At 68.1% G+C, this 17,137-nt stretch carries 12 protein-coding genes, 2 rRNA genes and 1 pseudogene; 11 read left to right on the top strand and 4 right to left on the bottom strand.

What is annotated here, in order from left to right:
- The first annotated feature begins 272 nt into the window (after positions 1-272).
- The 10 genes and pseudogenes from QWJ13_RS23790 to pstB all read left to right on the top strand — a co-directional run bounded on the left by QWJ13_RS23790 (position 273) and on the right by pstB (position 13,203).
- Positions 273-3,393 (top strand): 23S ribosomal RNA (locus QWJ13_RS23790).
- 78 nt (positions 3,394-3,471) lie between these two features.
- Positions 3,472-3,588: ribosomal RNA gene (gene rrf, locus QWJ13_RS23785) — 5S ribosomal RNA — on the top strand.
- Between the two features lie 81 nt (positions 3,589-3,669).
- On the top strand, positions 3,670-4,662 hold the full coding sequence (gene mshD, locus QWJ13_RS23780; RefSeq protein WP_316526937.1) for a mycothiol synthase: 993 nt from the start codon (positions 3,670-3,672) through the stop codon (positions 4,660-4,662).
- Positions 4,663-4,872: 210 nt separating this feature from the next.
- A pseudogene (locus QWJ13_RS23775) lies at positions 4,873-7,147 on the top strand (RNA degradosome polyphosphate kinase).
- Between the two features lie 107 nt (positions 7,148-7,254).
- Positions 7,255-8,343: a CHAD domain-containing protein gene (locus QWJ13_RS23770; RefSeq protein WP_316526935.1), complete on the top strand. Its 1,089-nt coding sequence runs from the start codon at positions 7,255-7,257 to the stop codon at positions 8,341-8,343.
- A 1-nt stretch (position 8,344) separates the two neighbouring features.
- Complete coding sequence (locus tag QWJ13_RS23765) at positions 8,345-8,809, top strand: NUDIX hydrolase (RefSeq protein ID WP_432277588.1); 465 nt, start codon at positions 8,345-8,347, stop codon at positions 8,807-8,809.
- Positions 8,810-9,052: 243 nt separating this feature from the next.
- Positions 9,053-10,189: a phosphate ABC transporter substrate-binding protein PstS gene (pstS, locus tag QWJ13_RS23760; protein ID WP_316526934.1), complete on the top strand. Its 1,137-nt coding sequence runs from the start codon at positions 9,053-9,055 to the stop codon at positions 10,187-10,189.
- A gap of 150 nt (positions 10,190-10,339) precedes the next feature.
- Positions 10,340-11,317: a phosphate ABC transporter permease subunit PstC gene (gene pstC / locus QWJ13_RS23755; RefSeq protein ID WP_316526933.1), complete on the top strand. Its 978-nt coding sequence runs from the start codon at positions 10,340-10,342 to the stop codon at positions 11,315-11,317.
- On the top strand, positions 11,314-12,384 hold the full coding sequence (gene pstA, locus QWJ13_RS23750; protein ID WP_316526931.1) for a phosphate ABC transporter permease PstA: 1,071 nt from the start codon (positions 11,314-11,316) through the stop codon (positions 12,382-12,384). Before pstC ends, pstA begins: the two co-directional genes overlap by 4 nt.
- Before the next feature lie 42 nt (positions 12,385-12,426).
- Positions 12,427-13,203 (top strand): phosphate ABC transporter ATP-binding protein PstB, encoded by a 777-nt coding sequence (pstB, locus tag QWJ13_RS23745; RefSeq protein WP_316526930.1) that lies wholly within the window; start codon positions 12,427-12,429, stop codon positions 13,201-13,203.
- Positions 13,204-13,355: 152 nt separating this feature from the next.
- On the opposite strand, the gene QWJ13_RS23740 is transcribed toward pstB, so the two are convergent.
- Both QWJ13_RS23740 and QWJ13_RS23735 read right to left on the bottom strand, forming a co-directional pair.
- The gene (locus QWJ13_RS23740) at positions 13,356-14,351 is read right to left on the bottom strand and encodes an inorganic phosphate transporter (protein WP_316526929.1); all 996 of its coding nucleotides are present in this window, start codon (positions 14,349-14,351) and stop codon (positions 13,356-13,358) included.
- Between the two features lie 5 nt (positions 14,352-14,356).
- On the bottom strand, positions 14,357-14,977 hold the full coding sequence (locus QWJ13_RS23735) for a DUF47 domain-containing protein (protein WP_316526928.1): 621 nt from the start codon (positions 14,975-14,977) through the stop codon (positions 14,357-14,359).
- A gap of 359 nt (positions 14,978-15,336) precedes the next feature.
- Between QWJ13_RS23735 and QWJ13_RS23730 the strand changes: the two genes are divergently transcribed.
- Positions 15,337-15,726 carry a metal-sensitive transcriptional regulator gene (locus tag QWJ13_RS23730; protein WP_316526927.1) on the top strand — a complete coding sequence of 130 codons (390 nt, stop codon included), beginning with the start codon at positions 15,337-15,339 and terminating at the stop codon, positions 15,724-15,726.
- A gap of 20 nt (positions 15,727-15,746) precedes the next feature.
- On the opposite strand, the gene QWJ13_RS23725 is transcribed toward QWJ13_RS23730, so the two are convergent.
- Positions 15,747-15,935, bottom strand: coding sequence for a hypothetical protein (locus QWJ13_RS23725; RefSeq protein ID WP_316526925.1), 189 nt, complete (start codon positions 15,933-15,935; stop codon positions 15,747-15,749).
- Between the two features lie 216 nt (positions 15,936-16,151).
- Positions 16,152-17,051: an SCO4651 family lipoprotein gene (locus QWJ13_RS23720; protein WP_316526924.1), complete on the bottom strand. Its 900-nt coding sequence runs from the start codon at positions 17,049-17,051 to the stop codon at positions 16,152-16,154.
- Between the last annotated feature and the right edge of the window lie 86 nt (positions 17,052-17,137).

Raw genomic sequence — 17,137 nt, 5'->3', positions numbered from 1 at the left:
CTAAGGAGCACATAGCCGCTTGCAGGCGAATGTCCTGCACGGTTGCTCATGGGTGGAACGTTGACTATTCGGCACAGGAAGAGACCAGAGGTTAGTACTGCTTCGGCGTGGAACGCGTTCTGGGATTGACTGTGTCGGGCACGTTGTTGGGTCCTGAGGGAACGGGTTGAACCGTTGTCTCAGTGCCGGCCTCACTTGAGGTGGTCTTCGGATCATCGAGGGTGTGTGACTGGTCGTTGTTTGAGAACTGCACAGTGGACGCGAGCATCTGTGGCCAAGTTTTTAAGGGCGCACGGTGGATGCCTTGGCACTAGGAACCGATGAAGGACGTGGGAGGCCGCGATAGGCCCCGGGGAGCTGTCAACCGAGCTTTGATCCGGGGGTGTCCGAATGGGGAAACCCGGCAGTCGTCATGGGCTGTCACCCGCTGCTGAACACATAGGCAGTGTGGAGGGAACGCGGGGAAGTGAAACATCTCAGTACCCGCAGGAAGAGAAAACAACCGTGATTCCGGGAGTAGTGGCGAGCGAAACCGGATGAGGCTAAACCGTATTGGTGTGAGACCCGGCAGGGGTTGCCAATGCGGGGTTGTGGGAATGAGCTTCAGTCGTCTGCCGGCGGCTGGGCGAGTCAGAAACCGTATGGGTAGTCGAAGGACATGCGAAAGGTCCGGCGTAGAGGGTAAGACCCCCGTAGACGAAATCTGTACGGCTTGCTTGCTCATCTCCCAAGTAGCACGGGGCCCGAGAAATCCCGTGTGAATCTGGCGGGACCACCCGCTAAGCCTAAATATTCCCTAGTGACCGATAGCGGATAGTACCGTGAGGGAATGGTGAAAAGTACCGCGGGAGCGGAGTGAAATAGTACCTGAAACCGTGTGCCTACAAGCCGTGGGAGCGTCGTTCATCAGCTTGCTGGTGGGCCGTGACTGCGTGCCTTTTGAAGAATGAGCCTGCGAGTTTGCGGTGTGTAGCGAGGTTAACCCGTGTGGGGTAGCCGTAGCGAAAGCGAGTCCGAATAGGGCGGTTGAGTTGCATGCCCAAGACCCGAAGCGGAGTGATCTAGCCATGGGCAGGTTGAAGCGCGGGTAAGACCGTGTGGAGGACCGAACCCACCAGGGTTGAAAACCTGGGGGATGACCTGTGGTTAGGGGTGAAAGGCCAATCAAACTCCGTGATAGCTGGTTCTCCCCGAAATGCATTTAGGTGCAGCGTCACGTGTTTCTTGCCGGAGGTAGAGCACTGGATAGGCGATGGGCCTTACCGGGTTACTGACCTTAGCCAAACTCCGAATGCCGGTAAGTGAGAGCGTGGCAGTGAGACTGTGGGGGATAAGCTCCATGGTCGAGAGGGAAACAGCCCAGAACACCGACTAAGGTCCCTAAGCGTGTGCTAAGTGGGAAAGGATGTGGAGTCGCAGAGACAACCAGGAGGTTGGCTTAGAAGCAGCCACCCTTGAAAGAGTGCGTAATAGCTCACTGGTCAAGTGATTCCGCGCCGACAATGTAGCGGGGCTCAAGCACATCACCGAAGTCGTGTCATTGCAGCATGAAGGGCCAACGCCTGCTGTGATGGGTAGGGGAGCGTCGTGTGCCGGGTGAAGCGGCGGTGGAAACCAGTCGTGGACGGTATACGAGTGAGAATGCAGGCATGAGTAGCGATACAAGAGTGGGAAACTCTTGCGCCGATTGACCAAGGGTTCCTGGGTCAAGCTGATCTGCCCAGGGTAAGTCGGGACCTAAGGCGAGGCCGACAGGCGTAGTCGATGGACAACGGGTTGATATTCCCGTACCCGCTTTGAAGCGCCAACGCTGAACCTCTTGATGCTAAGCCCGTGAAGCCGTCCTGGAGCCTTCGGGCAAAGGGAAGTGGTGGAGCCGGTGACCCAACGGGGTAGTAGGTGAGCGATGGGGTGACGCAGGAAGGTAGTCCAGCCCGGGCGGTGGTTGTCCCGGGGTAAGGGTGTAGGCCGAGTGATAGGCAAATCCGTCACTCATTGAGGCTGAGACCTGATGCCGAGCCGATTGTGGTGAAGTGGATGATCCTATGCTGTCGAGAAAAGCCTCTAGCGAGTTTCATGGCGGCCCGTACCCCAAACCGACTCAGGTGGTCAGGTAGAGAATACCGAGGCGTTCGGGTGAACTATGGTTAAGGAACTCGGCAAAATGCCCCCGTAACTTCGGGAGAAGGGGGGCCATTCCTGGTGACGAGTCTTGCACTCTGAGCTGGGGGTGGCCGCAGAGACCAGCGAGAAGCGACTGTTTACTAAAAACACAGGTCCGTGCGAAGCCGTAAGGCGATGTATACGGACTGACGCCTGCCCGGTGCTGGAACGTTAAGGGGACCGGTTAGCTCCACTTCGGTGGGGCGAAGCTGAGAACTTAAGCGCCAGTAAACGGCGGTGGTAACTATAACCATCCTAAGGTAGCGAAATTCCTTGTCGGGTAAGTTCCGACCTGCACGAATGGCGTAACGACTTCTCGACTGTCTCAACCATAGGCCCGGTGAAATTGCATTACGAGTAAAGATGCTCGTTTCGCGCAGCAGGACGGAAAGACCCCGGGACCTTTACTATAGCTTGATATTGGTGTTCGGTTCGGCTTGTGTAGGATAGGTGGGAGACTGTGAAGCAGCAACGCCAGTTGTTGTGGAGTCGCCGTTGAAATACCACTCTGGTCGTGCTGGATGTCTAACCTGGGTCCGTGATCCGGATCAGGGACAGTGTCTGGTGGGTAGTTTAACTGGGGCGGTTGCCTCCTAAAGGGTAACGGAGGCGCCCAAAGGTTCCCTCAGCCTGGTTGGCAATCAGGTGTTGAGTGTAAGTGCACAAGGGAGCTTGACTGTGAGACTGACGGGTCGAGCAGGTACGAAAGTAGGGACTAGTGATCCGGCGGTGGCTTGTGGAAGCGCCGTCGCTCAACGGATAAAAGGTACCCCGGGGATAACAGGCTGATCTTCCCCAAGAGTCCATATCGACGGGATGGTTTGGCACCTCGATGTCGGCTCGTCGCATCCTGGGGCTGGAGTAGGTCCCAAGGGTTGGGCTGTTCGCCCATTAAAGCGGTACGCGAGCTGGGTTTAGAACGTCGTGAGACAGTTCGGTCCCTATCCGCTGTGCGCGTAGGAGTGTTGAGAAGGGCTGTCCCTAGTACGAGAGGACCGGGACGGACGAACCTCTGGTGTGCCAGTTGTCCTGCCAAGGGCATGGCTGGTTGGCTACGTTCGGGAGGGATAACCGCTGAAAGCATCTAAGCGGGAAGCCTGCTTCGAGATGAGCACTCCCACCTCCTTGAGAGGGTAAGGCTCCCAGTAGACGACTGGGTTGATAGGCCGGATATGGAAGCCCTGTGAGGGGTGGAGTTGACCGGTACTAATAGGCCGAGGGCTTGTCCTCAGTTGCTCGCGTCCACTGTGTTGTTCTGAAACAACGACCCGCCCGAATCCGGGTGTGCGGTGCACAGTTTCATAGTGTTTCGGTGGTCATAGCGTGAGGGAAACGCCCGGTTACATTCCGAACCCGGAAGCTAAGCCTCATAGCGCCGATGGTACTGCAAGGGGGACCTTGTGGGAGAGTAGGACGCTGCCGAACAATTCTTCTGAAGAACCCCCATCCGGGATCCGGATGGGGGTTCTTCGCATTTCCGGGGGCTTGTCGACGTATTGTCACTGCATGGACGATCAGACAGCGGTCATTGCGAATGATGTGCTCCGGCCCGAGCAGCGTGACGGTGCCGTGCGGGTGCTGGCGGAGGCCCAGGTGGTGGACGGTCGGGCCGCCGTGTCCGAGCAGGGCCGGCTCCGGCTGAGGAACGCGGAGACTCCGCGCCCGGGCATCATCCACCTCATCGAGGCAGAGACAGAGGCGGAGGCAGAGACCGGGACCGGGACGGAGGCCGTCCTCGGCTACGGCCAGCTCGAAGTGCCGGAGAATCCGACCGCCAACCCGGCGGCCGAGCTGGTGGTCGACCCGGCCGCCCGCGGCCGCGGCCTGGCCCGCCCGCTGGTGGACGCCGTACTGGAGCAGGCCCACCGGGCGGGGCGGGACGCGGTGGACTTCTGGGTGCACGGGGGCCATCCGGCGGCCCGGCACCTGGCCGGGGCGTACGGCGCCGAGCTGGTCCGCGAGCTGCGGCAGATGCGTCGCACCGGTCGGCAGACCGAGGCGGTGGCCGTCCCCGAGGGCATCGAGCTCCGCACCTTCCGTCCGGGGGAGGACGACGCCGAGTGGCTGCGGCTGAACGCCCTGGCCTTCGCCCACCACCCGGAGCAGGGCGCCTGGACCGAGCAGGACCTGGCCGAGCGGATCGCCGAGCCCTGGTTCGACCCGGCCGGCTTCTTCCTCGCCACCCGGGACGACAAGGTGGTCGGCTTCCACTGGACCAAGGTGCACCCGACCACCGCCACCGAGCCCGAGCTGGGCGAGGTGTACGTGGTGGGGGTGGACCCGGCCGAGCAGGGCAGCGGCCTCGGCCGCGCGCTGACCGCGGCGGGCCTGCGCCACCTGACCGGCACCGGCCCCGGCGAGCGCGGACTCGAAACCGTTCTCCTCTACGTCGACGCTGACAATCCGGCCGCCGTGCGGGTATACGAACGATTGGGATTCACCATTCACGAGGTGGACCTCATGTACCGAGCCCCGTACCGGGCGAACCGGCCGTCCTGACCGTCGCGGACGGCCCCCGAGCGGTCGTGGGCGAGGGACGGGACGGCGCCGCCCCTTGCTCCGACCGACTCAGCTTTCCTCCTGGCCATGCGGTGTTTACCGTGGATTCAATTGCTGCCGCGAAGATCACAGGATGAAGTCCGTAGTGTCTCGCTCGTGCAGAGTCGACCGCCACGCAACGGCCGGTCCTGTAGAGACCGCGCCCGGAGGGTGGGCGCTGTCCCCGGGTCCGGCCCGGGGCGAGGGCGACGGCCCGCAGAGCCATTCGCGTCCGGACGTCGTCCTGCTGCTGGAGGAGCTGGAGCCCATGAGCATCCCCCGCCCCGTCTCTGCCCCGCTGTCGCCCACGGCCCGGATGTCCGGCGCGCTGGGCGTTCCGCCGGAGCTGCCGGCCACGGACGAGGACGAGTTCGAAGCACTGCCGCAGGGCCGTTTCCTGGACCGCGAGCGCAGCTGGCTCGCGTTCAACGAGCGGGTCCTGGAACTGGCCGAGGACCCGGGCATCCCGCTGCTGGAGCGGGCGAAGTTCCTGGCGATCTTCGCCAGCAACCTGGACGAGTTCTTCATGGTCCGGGTGGCCGGCCTCAAGCGTCGGATCGCCACCGGCGTCGCCCAGCGCAGCGCGTCCGGCCTCCAGCCGCGCGAGGTGCTGGACCTGATCTGGACCCGCTCGCGCGAGCTGATGGCCCGGCACGCCGCCGCCTTCCAGCAGGAGGTGCTGCCGGACCTCGCCGCCGAGGGCATCGAGGTGGTCCGCTGGTCGGAGCTGGCCGAGAAGGAACAGGCCCGGCTGCACACGCTGTTCCGGCAGAAGATCTTCCCGGTGCTGACCCCGCTGGCCGTCGACCCGGCGCACCCCTTCCCGTACATATCGGGACTCTCGCTCAACCTGGCCGTCGTGGTGCGCAACCCGGTCTCCGGGCACAAGCACTTCGCGCGGGTCAAGGTGCCGCAGTCGCTGGCCCGCTTCCTGGAGGCCTCGCCCCAGCGGTACGTCCCACTGGAGGACGTCATGGGCGCGCACCTGGAGGAGCTCTTCCCGGGGATGGAGGTGCTGGCCCACCACGCCTTCCGCGTCACTCGCAACGAGGACCTGGAGGTGGAGGAGGACGACACCGAGAACATCCTCAAGGCCCTGGAGAAGGAGCTGATGCGGCGGCGCTTCGGCCCGCCGGTCCGGCTGGAGGTCGAGGAGTCGATCGACCCCTACATCCTGGACCTGCTGGTGCGGGAGCTGAACATCACTGAGGCGGAGGTCTTCCCGCTGCCCGGGCCGCTGGACCTCACCGGGCTGTTCGGGATCTCCGAGCTGGACCGCCCGGAGCTCAAGTACCCGAAGTTCGTGGCCGGCACGGCCCGCGGGCTGACAGACGTCGAGTCGGCCTCCCAGCCGGACATCTTCGCCGCGATGCGTGAGCGGGACGTGCTGCTGCACCACCCGTACGACAGCTTCTCCACCTCGGTGCAGGCCTTCCTGGAGCAGGCCGCCGCCGACCCGGACGTGCTGGCGATCAAGCAGACCCTGTACCGCACCTCCGGTGACTCGCCGATCGTGGACGCGCTGATCGACGCGGCCGAGTCCGGCAAGCAGGTGCTGGTGCTGGTCGAGATCAAGGCGCGCTTCGACGAGCAGGCCAACATCAAATGGGCCCGCAAGCTGGAGGAGGCCGGCTGTCACGTGGTGTACGGCCTGGTCGGGCTGAAGACGCACTGCAAGTTGTCGCTGGTGGTCCGGCAGGAGGGTGACACCCTGCGCCGTTACTCGCACGTCGGCACCGGCAACTACCACCCGAAGACGGCCCGGCTGTACGAGGACCTCGGTCTGCTCACCTCCGACCCGCAGGTCGGCGCGGACCTCTCGGACCTGTTCAACCGGCTCTCCGGCTACTCGCGCCGCGAGTCCTACCGCCGCCTGCTGACCGCCCCGCGCGGCCTGCGGGACGGCCTGGTCTCCCGGATCCACAGCGAGATCGCCCACCACAAGGCGGGCCGCCCTGCCTACGTGAAGCTCAAGGTCAACTCGATCGTCGACGAGGCCGTGATCGACGCGCTGTACCGGGCCTCCCAGGCCGGGGTGCCGGTGGACGTCTGGGTGCGCGGGATCTGCGCGGTCCGCCCGGGCGTGCCGGGGCTGAGCGAGAACATCCGGGTCCGCAGCATCCTGGGCCGCTTCCTGGAGCACTCCCGGGTCTTCGTGTTCGGCAACAACGGCGATCCGGAGGTCTGGATCGGCAGCGCCGACATGATGCACCGCAACCTGGACCGCCGGATCGAGGCGCTGCTGCGGATCACCGATCCGGCGCACCGCGCCGAGCTGTCCGGGCTCATCGACCTCGGGGTGTCGGACGAGACCGAGTCCTGGCACCTGGGGGCGGACGGCGCCTGGACCCGTCACTCGCAGGACGGCGAGGGCCGGGCACTGCGACACGTCCAGGACCTGCTGATCGATTCGCGCCAGCGCCGCAGGGCAGCCGCCTCGCGCTGACACGTCCACTGATGCGAAGCCGCCGGAACGGACAGGGGACACCCGTTCCGGCGGTCGGCCACCAGCTTCGGGGGAGCGCCCCCGGGGGAACGGGGATCTACCACGCCATGACCGAAGCGCCGATGACGGCCCAGGCGGCCACCACAGCCACCGCCGGGGACATCCTTGCCCGCCACCTCACCGCCCAGGCCGGCGCGTTCCTGCGCGCCCTGCCGCTGGCGGTGGGCGAGGTCGGCGCCAGACCGGGGACGGCCTCGCTCGTCCCGTCGGCGGGCACCTCGGACCTGCTGCGGTCCGTCCGGCGGATCGGCGGGCTGCTGCACACCTTCGGCTCGGTCTTCGAGCAGGTCTGGGCTCAGGAGTCGCGCACCGAGCTGCGCTGGCTGCTCAACCTGCTGGCGCTGGAGCCCGGCTACGTCCGCCGCTCGGCCCGGCTGCTGGGCGCGCTGGACTCGCTGAGCGGCACCGACCCGGAGGGCACGGGCATGCTGGCCGGCCACGCGGGCGCCCCCAAGGCGCGGGCACTGCTGGACCGGCAGCTGACCCTGGCCCGCACCAGGGCCCACTCCTCCGTGCTCCAGGAGCTCCGCTCCGCCCGGCTGCACGCCCTGGCGGACCGGATGACCCTGCTGGTCGGCGAGGCGCCGCTGCTGGAGTCGGCGGCCGGCCGCGCCCCCGCCGTCCTGCTGCCGCAGGCCGCCGCCGCGTTCGCCGCGCTGTCCGCGGGCGCCCAGAAGCTGCCGCTCCAGCGGGCCGCGACGCCGTACGGCGGGGACGGGCTGCGCCGACTGGGCACGGTGCCGGCGGCCCGTGGCGCGACGGACGCGGACACCGCGCTGGCGGCCGACGACGCGCCCTGGGCCCGGCTGCGGATCCTGGTGAAGCGGGCCCGGTACGCGCTGGAGGTGTGCGGCCGCCCGTTCTCCGAACTGGACGAGCTGGACGCGGTGCTGGCCCGGCAGCAGGAGGCGGCGGACGCCGCGACCACCGCCGCCACCGCGGCGCGCACCCCGCGGATCACCCCGGCGACCGCGTACGTGCTGGGCGTGGTGCACGCCGACCAGCGGCTGGAGGTGGAGTCGGCGCGGTACGCCGTCGGCCGCCGCTGGCCCGACCTGCCGCCCGGCCCGGACGGCTGGCTGGCGCTCCTGCCGGCCGACGCCTGGGAGCACTCCGCCGCACCCCGGACGGTCTGAGGTGGGGACCGCGGCCCCCGTGGTGCTGGCGGCGGGCGCGGTGCTGTGGCTGCCGGGCCGGCTGAAGAAGAGCGGCCGGCTGGGGCGGCCGCGGATCGCGGTGATCCACCGGCCCAAGTACGACGACTGGAGCCTGCCCAAGGGCAAGCTCGAACCCGGCGAGGGGATGGCCGAGGCGGCGCTGCGCGAGGTCCGGGAGGAGACCGGGTTCCGCTGTCTGCTGGGCCCGGAGCTGCCCGCCCGGCACTACCGGGTGCAGGGCAGGGCGAAGGAGGTCCGCTACTGGGCGGCGGTGCCGTCGGGCGGGTCCTTCCGGCCCAACCGGGAGGTGGACCGGCTGGAGTGGCTGCCGGCCGGAAAGGCCCGGGCGCGGCTCAGTCATGACCACGACCGGGTGCTGGTGGACGCCCTGCTGGCGCTCCTGGGTGCCAGGCCGGTGCGGGCGGCCGGAGCGGCAGCGGTGTGAAGGAACGGTGGAAGTGATCTCCCCGCGCCCTTGCCGTGACGCAACCGTTACTACCTGGTGTAGTTTCCTGCCATCCGTTCGAGGTTCACTCTCCGTTCACTTGTGACCGGCTGTCGTGTCACTTACCCGGCCTAACTTCGGGACCACCGGAGGGCCGAACAGGCCCCGGACCACAGCAAAACCCGTGCTCAGCCGTACTCGTACGGCCTGTGCGAAGGGCAATGCCACAGAAAGGGAACCCCTGTGAAGCTCCAGCGGAACGGCCGCACCAAGGCCCTCGCGATCGGTGCCGTGGCGCTCGTCAGCTCGCTGTCGCTGACCGCGTGCGGGTCGGACAACAACACCAACACGACCGCGACCGGCGGCGGCAGCGGCTCCGCCGCGCCCGCCGGCGCGATCAACTGTGGCAAGGCCGGTTCGCTGATCTCCGCCGGTTCGACCGCCCAGGGTGCGGCGATGGACGTCTGGAAGACCAGCTTCAACGCCGCCTGCTCCGGCACCACGATCAACTACCAAGGCGGCGGCTCCGGCGCCGGCATCCAGCAGTTCAACCAGGGCAAGATCCAGTTCGCCGGCTCCGACTCGGCCCTGAAGCCGGCCGAGGTCGACGCCTCCAAGGCGGTCTGCACCGGCGGCCAGGGCATCGACCTGCCGATGGTCGGTGGCCTGATCTCGCTGGTCTACAACATCGACGGCGTCGACAACCTGGTCCTGGACGGCCCGACCGCCGCCAAGATCTTCGACTCGCAGATCACCAAGTGGAACGACCCGGCGATCGTCGCCCTGAACCCGGGCGCCAAGCTGCCGGACGCGGAGATCCAGACCTTCCACCGCTCGGACGACTCCGGCACCACCGAGAACCTGACCAAGTACTTCGCCGCCACCAGCGGCGGCGCCTGGTCCTACCCGGCCGCCAAGGCCTGGGCGGGCAAGAACGGCCAGTCGGCCAACGGCAGCGCCGGTGTCGCGGCCCAGGTGAAGCAGGTCAAGAACTCGATCAGCTACGCCGAGCTGGCCTACGCCCAGAGCAACAACCTGAAGAGCGCCGCGATCAACACCGGTGCCGCCAAGCCGGTCGAGGCCACCGCCGCCAACGCCGCCAACACCTTCGCCAAGGCGCAGATCGCCGGCACCGGCGCCGACCTGGCGCTGAAGCTCGACTACGCGACCAAGGACGAGGGCTCCTACCCGCTGGTCCTGGTCACCTACGAGATCGTCTGCGACAAGGGCAACAAGGCCGACACCCTCGACACCCTGAAGTCCTTCCTGACCTACACGGCCAGTGACGCGGGCCAGAAGGCCATCGGCGAGAAGGGCTACGTCCCGCTCCCGAAGAGCCTGACCGACAAGGTCAACGGCGCCATCACCGCCCTGGCCTGATCCGATCAGGCCCCCGGTGGGGCGGCCCCGTGAGCGAGGGGGGCCGGGGCCGCCCCACCGGAAAGCACCACATCCAGCACCACGTCCGGGGCACCGCCGCCATGGTGCCGACCCCCTTCCGGGGCGGCGCCACCAGACCGGAGTAGACCAATGACTTCATCCTCCCCTGCCGCCCCGCGAGGCAGGGAACGCCGGCCGCGCGACAGCCGGGTCGGCGACAAGATCTTCCTGAACTTCGCCCGGGGCTCGGGCATCCTGCTGCTGGTCATCATGGGCGCCATCGCCGCGTTCCTGACCTGGCGGTCGGTCATGGCCCTGAGCACCAACGAAGGCAACTTCCTCACCACCTTCGAGTGGACGCCGGACGCCCCGAAGCCGGTCTTCGGCATCGCCGTCCTGGCCGTCGGCACCATCGTCAGCGCCATCATCGCGATGGTGATCGCCGTCCCGGTGGCCATCGGGATCGCGCTGTTCATCTCGCACTACGCGCCGCGCCGGATCGCCCAGCCCTTCGCCTACCTGGTCGACCTGCTCGCCGCCGTCCCCAGCATCGTCTACGGCCTGTGGGGCGCGCTCTTCCTGGTGCCGCACATGGACGGCCTGACCAGCTGGCTCAACGAGTACCTGGGCTGGACGTACATCTTCGACCAGACCAGGACCGGCACCCCGCGCAACCTGTTCACCGTCGGCATCCTGCTGGCGATCATGATCCTGCCGATCATCACCGCGGTCTCCCGCGAGGTGTTCCGCCAGGTGCCGCGGATGCACGAGGAGGCGGCGCTCGCGCTCGGCGCGACCCGCTGGGAGATGATCCGCACCGCGGTGCTGCCGTTCGGCCGCCCCGGCATCATCTCGGCCTCGATGCTCGGCCTCGGCCGCGCGCTCGGCGAGACCATCGCGGTCGCGGTGGTGCTCTCCGCCAGCAACGTCCTGTCGCTGCACATCCTCGACGCCGGCGGCGGCACCTTCGCGCAGAACATCGCGCTGAAGTTCGCCGAGGCCGGTGAGAACGGCCGAGACGCGCTGATGGCCTCCGGCCTCGTCCTGTTCGTCATCACCCTGCTGGTGAACGGTGCCGCGCGACTGATCATCGCCCGCCGCAAGGAGTACTCGGGGGCCAACGCATGACCGCCACCGTCGTCATCGAGGACGCCCGGCCCGTCGGCCGTCCCCTGACCGCCAACCGACTGCCCAAGTGGGCCCCGGCGGGCGTCGCGCTCGGCTCGATCGCCCTCGGCTGCGGGATCGGCGCGGCCGGCGGGCTGGCCAGCCACCTTCAGTGGGGCCTGATCTCGGCGCTGCTCTTCGTCCTGATCAGCTACGTCCTCTCGGCCCGGATCGAGGGCCGCCGGCAGGCCAAGGACCGGCTCGCCACCTCGGTGGTCTGGGTCGCCTTCATCCTGGCCGTCGTCCCGCTGGTCTCGCTGATGGCCTACACCATCCAGCAGGGCATCGGCGTGGTCAACGGAAACTTCCTGAGCCACTCGATGAAGGGCGTGATCCAGTCCGGTCCCGGCGGTGGCATCTACCACGCGCTGATCGGCACCCTGGAGCAGGTCGGCCTGGCCACCGCCGTCGCCGCCCCGATCGGTCTGCTGACCGCCGTCTACCTGGTCGAGTACGGCCGCGGCCCGCTCGCCAAGGCGGTCACCTTCTTCGTCGACGTCATGACGGGCATCCCGTCGATCGTCGCCGGCCTGTTCGTCCTCTCGCTCTGGAACCTCGCGCTGGGCTTCGGCTACTCCGGGTTCTCCGGCAGCCTCGCCCTGGCGATCCTGATGATCCCGGTCGTGGTCCGGTCCACCGAGGAGATGCTGAAGCTCGTCCCGAACGAGCTGCGCGAGGCCTCCTACGCGCTCGGCGTGCCGAAGTGGAAGACCATCCTGCGGATCGTCCTGCCCACCGCGATCGGCGGCATCACCACCGGCGTGATGCTCGCGGTCGCCCGCATCACGGGCGAGACCGCCCCGGTGCTGATGCTGGTCTTCGGCGCGGACGCCATCAACAGCAACCCGTTCGACGGACCGCAGCAGTCCCTGCCGATGTACATCTGGCTCCAGTACTCGCAGGTCAACAACGACTACGGCTACGCCCGTGCCTGGGGTGCGGCGCTGGTGCTGATCGCCTTCGTGATGGGGCTCAACCTCATCGCCCGGGGCATCGCACGCTGGCGCTCGCCCAAGGGCGGACACTGAGCGACCGACTGACGTACGAGACAGACGAGAGAAGCAACGATCATGGCCAAGCGCATCGACGTCAGCGGACTGTCGGCCTACTACGGCACCACCAAGGCCATCGAGGACATCTCGATGAGCATCGAGCCCCGCTCCGTGACTGCCTTCATCGGCCCCTCCGGCTGCGGCAAGTCCACCTTCCTGCGGACCCTCAACCGGATGCACGAGGTGATCCCCGGCGCCCGGGTCGAGGGCAAGGTCCTGCTGGACGACGAGAACCTGTACGCCTCCAACGTCGACCCGGTCGCCGTGCGCCGCTCGATCGGCATGGTCTTCCAGCGCCCGAACCCGTTCCCGACCATGTCGATCTACGACAACGTGGTCGCGGGCCTGCGGCTCGCCGGCGTGAAGAAGAAGTCCGTGCTGGACGAGGTGGTGGAGCGCTCGCTGAAGGGCGCCAACCTCTGGAAGGAGGTCCACACCCGGCTGAACAAGCCGGGGGCCGGCCTCTCCGGCGGTCAGCAGCAGCGCCTGTGCATCGCCCGCGCCATCGCGGTCGAGCCCCAGGTCCTGCTGATGGACGAGCCCTGCTCGGCGCTCGACCCGATCTCCACCCTCGCCATCGAGGACCTGATCGGGGAGCTGAAGGAGCAGTTCACCATCGTCATCGTGACCCACAACATGCAGCAGGCGGCCCGCGTCAGCGACCGCACCGCCTTCTTCAACCTGGCCGGCGTCGGCCAGCCGGGCAAGCTGATCGAGCTGGACGACACCCAGCGGATCTTCTCCAACCCGTCCGTCCAGGCGACCGAGGACTACATCTCCGGCCGCTTCGGCTAGACCGGCCCCCCGTCACGGGCGTCGCCGAGACGCGTGACGGACCGCGAGCTGTCCCGTGGTGCTGCATGGCGGTGCCGCCGCGGGACATGAAGAAGGGCCCGCCCCCGAGATGTGGGGGCGGGCCCTGTTCGTTCCTCGCTGCTTCGGGGCCGTCAGCCCCAGAACAGGTGGACGAACCAGTACATCAGCGCTGCGACGATGGCGGCCGCCGGCATCGTGATGAACCAGCCGAGCACGATGTTCTTCGCGACGCCCCAGCGCACCGCGCGGATCCGCTTGGTGGCCCCCGCGCCCATGATCGCCGCGGTGATTACGTGGGTGGTGGAGATCGGCGCCTTGAAGACGAACGAGGTGATGTACATGACCGCGGCGGAGGTGGCCTCGGCGGCGAAGCCCTGCGGCGGGTCCAGCTCGATGATCTTGCGGCCGAGCGTCCGCATGATCCGCCAGCCACCCGCGTAGGTGCCCAGCGAGAGCATGGTCGCGCAGGAGATCTTCACCCAGACCGGGATGCCGTTGCCGGACTGGTGGCCGGAGATGGTCAGGGCCAGGACCACGATGCCCATGGTCTTCTGGGCGTCCTGGAGGCCGTGGGCCAGCGCCATCGCGGCGGCCGAAGCGGTCTGGGCGACCCGGAAATTGCGCTTGGCCTTGTGCGGGTTGGCCCGGCGGAAGATCCACAGGATCGCCAGCATCACCAGGAAGCCGCCGACCAGGCCGACCACCGGCGAGATGATCATCGGGATGACGATCTTGTCGATCACCCCGCTCCAGATCACGTCCACGCCGCCGGCCAGGGCCGCGCCCACCATGCCGCCGAACAGCGCGTGCGAGGAGGAGGACGGGAGTCCGAAGTACCAGGTGACCAGGTTCCAGGCGATCGCCCCGACCAGGGCGGCGAACAGGATCGCCATCCCCTGGTTGCCGACGGGCGTCGCGATGATCCCCTTGGAGACGGTGTGCGCCACGCCGCTGCCGAGGAACGCGCCGGCCAGGTTCATCACCGCGGCCATCGCCAGCGCCGCCCGGGGGGTGAGCGCCCGGGTGGAGACCGAGGTGGCGATCGCGTTCGCCGAGTCGTGGAAGCCGTTGGTGTACGTGAAGAAGAACGCAACGCCGACGACGGCGATGAGTGCTGCCATGTCCACGAGGGTCAGGACTCCTTGACGGCGATGGTCTCCACCGTGTTGGCGACGTGCTCGAAAGCGTCGGCCGCCTCCTCAAGGACGTCCACGATCTGCTTGAGCTTGAGGACCTCGATGGCGTCGTACTGACCGGAGAACAGGTGGGCGAGCAGCTTGCGGTGGATCTGGTCGGCCTGGTTCTCCAGCCGGTTGACCTCGATCCAGTACTCGGTGAGGTTGGACATGCTGCGCAGGTTCGGCATCGCCTCGGCGGTGAGTTCCGCGGCGCGCGCCAGCACCTCGATCTGCTGCTCGACGCCCTTCGGCAGGGTCTGGACGTCGTAGAGGACGACCAGGTCGACGGCCTCCTCCATGAAGTCCATGATGTCGTCCAGCGACGAGGCGAGGCTGTAGATGTCCTCGCGGTCGAAGGGCGTGATGAAGGACGAGTTCAGCTGATGGAAGACGGCGTGGGTGGTGTCGTCCCCGGCGTGCTCGGCGGCGCGCATGCGCTCGACGATCTCCGCGCGGGCCGACACGTCTGATCCCAGCAGCTCCAAAAGGAGCTTCGATCCGACGACAAGGTTCTCCGCCGCGGCGGCGAACATGTCGTAGAAGCTCGTCTCCTTCGGGGTCAGGCTAAAACGCACGGAAATCTCCGATGTGCGGGGTAGGGACTGAACGATGCTAGGTGCAACCAAGCGCAATCACGCAAACGGGGTGTCGGGGAAGGAGCCGGAACCTCCCCTTCCGTTCGGCCGCCGCACCGGCTGATCCGGGCCGCACCGCGACGCATGGACACGGGCCCCCAGTCTGACGGAACCTCGCCCGGATTGTCCCCGTCGTGCGCGCGGAAGACCGGGGCGCCGCTCAGACGGGTGAACCGCCGGGCGCCCCCGCCCGGGCACCGCGGCACATGCCGGGTGGGCCGCCGGAACACCACGCGAGGCCCCGGTGTTGGACACTGGAGGCCGACGCAGCCACCAGGCACAGAGACGAAGGCGGGCCGATGACCACGACGCAAGCGCGCACCGAGCCGGAGCACGCGCAGGGGAGCGACCCGCACGCCGGCCACGCCGCCGCGCCCGCGGCCGCCGGACACGGCGGGGGCCACGGCCCGCACGGCTACAGCGCGCAGAAGGACGCCCACCTCAAGCGGCTTCGCCGGATCGAGGGCCAGATCCGCGGCCTCCAGCGCATGGTCGACGAGGACGTCTACTGCATCGACGTGCTCACCCAGGTCTCGGCCAGCACCAAGGCGCTCCAGTCCTTCGCGCTCTCCCTGCTGGAGGAGCACCTGCGGCACTGCGTCGCCGCGGCCGCCGAGGAGGGCGGCGCCGAGCTGGACGCCAAGGTGGCGGAGGCCACCGCCGCGATCAGCCGACTGCTGCGCAGCTGAACCGGGCGCCCGTCGGCCCGTCAGCCCTCGGCGTCCCGGTCGCCCCGCCCGGGGTCGGACCGGTCCAGCAGCACCTCGTCGATCCGCTCGGTCGGCAGCCGGTCGCCGGAGCTGGCCGTCGCGGCGATCATCAGTTCGCCGGCCAGATCGATCTCGTCGAGGGCCGCGTCGTCGTGGCCGCCGCTGCGGCCGCCCGTGGACGACACCACCTGCACCACCCCTTCAGTGCCTCGCCCGCCCGGGCGGCAGCCACCCGGAATCCAGCCTAGGCACTTCGGGGCCCGTCCACATGGCACGGACGGGCCATCTCGGCGCCGCCGAAACGGGTGGCCGTCGCTCCCCGGACGGCCACCCGCCCCGTCGGCGCCCCGTCTCGCCCCGGCTCCGGAGCGCTACCCGGGGGCCCGGGGCGCGGATGACCCGCGCTACTTGGGGCTCTCCGTGGGCTTCATCTGGAAGATGTCCGAGGCCGGGGGCTCGGCGGCCTCCACCGGCTTGCCGAAATCCCGCAGCGAGGTCGTCGACGTCACCTTCACCTGGTCCTTGGGCTCCTTCGACCCGGCCACCCCGGCGAAGGTGAACACCTCGACCACCTTGTGCAGCCGGCCCTGGTCGTCCAGCCAGGCGTCGTACGGGACCTCCTTGACCGTGAAGGTCTGCGCGCCCATCCGCAGGCCGGCCCCGCCCTGCCCGCCGGTCGCCTCGGCCGCCTTCGCCAGGTCCAGGGTGCCCCGGTAGTGGTGCAGCGCGACGCCGTCGACCGTCTCGGTGCCGACCGCCTCCGCCTTCTGCGCCCCGCGCAGCGCCCCCGCCGCCGAGGCCGGGTCGGTGGCACCGCTGCTGACCAGGTTCCCGTCCGGCAGCTGACGCACATCCAGCTTGACCCACTTGCCCTCGGGGACCTTGGCGCCGCTGTTCTGGAGGTAGACGGTGCCCGGCAGGACCACTTCGACGATCTTCCCGGTGGTCGCCGCGCCCGGTGGCACCTGGACCTCCAGCCGGCCGATCCGCTTCACGTAGTCGTAGCCGCCGGTGCCGCTGAACGACGCCTTCTTCTCGGCGGACTCGGTGACCAGCTCGGTCGCGGTGTGCGCGGAGCCGGTGCGGCCGGTGATGTCGGCGGCGTTGCGCACCGCCGTCAGCGGGTCCGCGGCGAGCTGGTCGGGGGCCGTCGATCGCTGGTCGGAAGAGCCGCCGCCGGAGCCGGCCGAACAGCCGACGGCCCCCGCGGTCAGGGCGGCGGCGAGCAGGGCGGCCCCGGCCGCCGAGCGCAGGTGCGGACCCGGACGGCACCCCGGCCGTCCGGTGCGCTGCTGGTCGGTCATCTTCATCCTCGCGACAACCCCCTAGGGCCCGATGCCCCGCCGCACCCCACCGGGTGGCAGAGCTCTTTCCGGGCAAACGAGTTGGG

Source organism: Kitasatospora brasiliensis, from assembly GCF_032654805.1.
GTDB classification, from domain to species: domain Bacteria; phylum Actinomycetota; class Actinomycetes; order Streptomycetales; family Streptomycetaceae; genus Kitasatospora; species Kitasatospora brasiliensis.
Note: the sequence above shows the minus strand (reverse complement) of the source record. Positions and strands in the feature narration are given on the sequence as shown.

Bases quoted from the DNA above. Each gene is read 5' to 3' on its own strand.
- QWJ13_RS23770 (WP_316526935.1), top strand. From the start codon at position 7,255: ATGACCGAAGCGCCGATGACGGCCCAGGCGGCCACCACAGCCACCGCC.
- QWJ13_RS23730 (WP_316526927.1), top strand. From the start codon at position 15,337: ATGACCACGACGCAAGCGCGCACCGAGCCGGAGCACGCGCAGGGGAGC.
- pstA (WP_316526931.1), top strand. From the start codon at position 11,314: ATGACCGCCACCGTCGTCATCGAGGACGCCCGGCCCGTCGGCCGTCCC.
- mshD (WP_316526937.1), top strand. From the start codon at position 3,670: ATGGACGATCAGACAGCGGTCATTGCGAATGATGTGCTCCGGCCCGAG.
- pstB (WP_316526930.1), top strand. From the start codon at position 12,427: ATGGCCAAGCGCATCGACGTCAGCGGACTGTCGGCCTACTACGGCACC.
- pstC (WP_316526933.1), top strand. From the start codon at position 10,340: ATGACTTCATCCTCCCCTGCCGCCCCGCGAGGCAGGGAACGCCGGCCG.
- QWJ13_RS23720 (WP_316526924.1), bottom strand. From the start codon at position 17,051: ATGACCGACCAGCAGCGCACCGGACGGCCGGGGTGCCGTCCGGGTCCG.